Source organism: Anaerosporobacter sp. (assembly GCF_965301125.1).
The window spans coordinates 1-1661 of sequence record NZ_CBDLAM010000374.1; the positions used below are offsets into that span (position 1 = coordinate 1).

The window sequence follows — 1661 nt, forward strand, 5'->3', positions numbered from 1 at the left end:
ATTACTGATATATGCTGTGTTTTTAAGAAGGTTTAAGTACATTAGTATAAAATTAGATGAACAAGGTATTGTTTATACGAATATCAAAGAACAAATATTTATTCCATACGAAGACATCAATATGATACAATTTCCTTCCATCAAATACATGGGAGGCTGGACAAAAATCGTATATAGTAAGGGAAGTATACGATTAACAGCAGTACTTGAGAATATTGGTGAGTTCATGGGGGAACTTAAGCAAAAATTAGATGAACGAAATATGATGGATGTCTATGACGAAGATAGGTTCTTTTCATTTTATAAAACGGGAGTATTTGCAGATGAAAGTTGGGAGAGAATCTATGGAAACATTGCTACTCAAGTAATAACATGTTTCGTTTGTGTTATAATTACCATTGTGACTTTAGTTTTACATGGCGGGAATGAAAATAATAAACTTTATTTATATGCGAGTTTCATTGTTCCTATATTAGGTTATTTAATTAGCGAAATTATTATGGTATTCCAAGTACATAAAAGAATAGAAGAGGATAGTTATCAATTATTACCTAGGAACGAAGAATTTGAAAAGAATTTATTTAAGTTTTGTAATTTGGGAGCAGCGATTGTTTATCTAGTCGTATTTTTCTCTAATATCCTTTTATAGCACATAGAGCGCAAAGGCAGTTTTCAGAGATGGAACGTAATGCTGTCTTTTTTATTTTATAAGAATAGGAAGAGTGCTTTACTATTATTTGTAGTCTTGTTGATAAATATATATAATTTGCTATATAATAGTGGGAGATTAAAGAAAGGAACAGGTTGTGATTATGATTATTGATACACATGTACATATTGGTAAAGGATTGGGATTTGATATGCCAGAAGAAATGATTTTGCAATCTATGGAAAAATATAGAATTAACTATTCTATTGTTTCGAACGTTGAAGGAGTAGAATACGACCATAATTTAGTTGAGTTACCTAGTGATTTTCAAGTTACACAAAAGAAAGTTTTTGAGAATACATTAAGTTTTGCGAGAAAATATCCTGATAAAATTGGAGTTATGCCATGGATTAAACCTCATACAGAAACTGTCGATGAAGATTTTCTAAGATTAATGGAGGAAAACAAAACTTTGATACATGGTATCAAACTTCATTCCTATCATTCTAAAGTAGCTATGGATGATGAAAGAGTGAAACCATATATTGAGTTGGCAAGAAAATATGATATTCCCATGACTTGTCATACAGGTGGATGTGAAGAAGCAGATCCAATTCATGTGTATAATGCAGCAAAACAAAATCCAGATGTGCGATTTGTAATGGTCCATATGGGACTTGGAACCGATAATCAAAAGGCAATAGATTTGATGGTTCAAGCCGAAAATCTATATGCAGATACAACATGGGTTCCTATGGAATCGGCAATTAAGGTAATTAAGTTATATGGAAGTAAACGAATTGTATTCGGCAGTGATAATCCAATCGATGGCGTTGATACCTATTACTGTAACCCTAAAGGAGAACGCTCCATTTATCAGGATTATTTTCAAAAACTAGAGGGAATAATAGGAAAAGAAGCGTATGATGATTTAATGTACCGTAATGCTATGAAAATATTTAATTTATAATATAAACATAATAATTAGATATACTAAGGATAAACAGTGAAG

2 protein-coding genes are annotated in these 1661 nt (G+C 31.1%); both read left to right on the forward strand.

What is annotated here, in order from left to right:
* A partial coding sequence (locus tag ACW2QF_RS20135) for a hypothetical protein (RefSeq protein WP_455717801.1) occupies positions 1 to 649 on the forward strand: 649 nt, incomplete at its 5' end.
* Between the two features lie 163 nt (positions 650 to 812).
* A complete protein-coding gene (locus ACW2QF_RS20140) occupies positions 813 to 1619 on the forward strand; it encodes an amidohydrolase family protein (RefSeq protein WP_455717802.1) in 807 nt (268 codons plus the stop codon).
* The last annotated feature ends 42 nt before the right edge of the window (positions 1620 to 1661 follow it).

Coding starts and splice junctions, on each gene's coding strand:
- ACW2QF_RS20140 (WP_455717802.1), top strand. CDS start 813: ATGATTATTGATACACATGTACATATTGGTAAAGGATTGGGATTTGAT.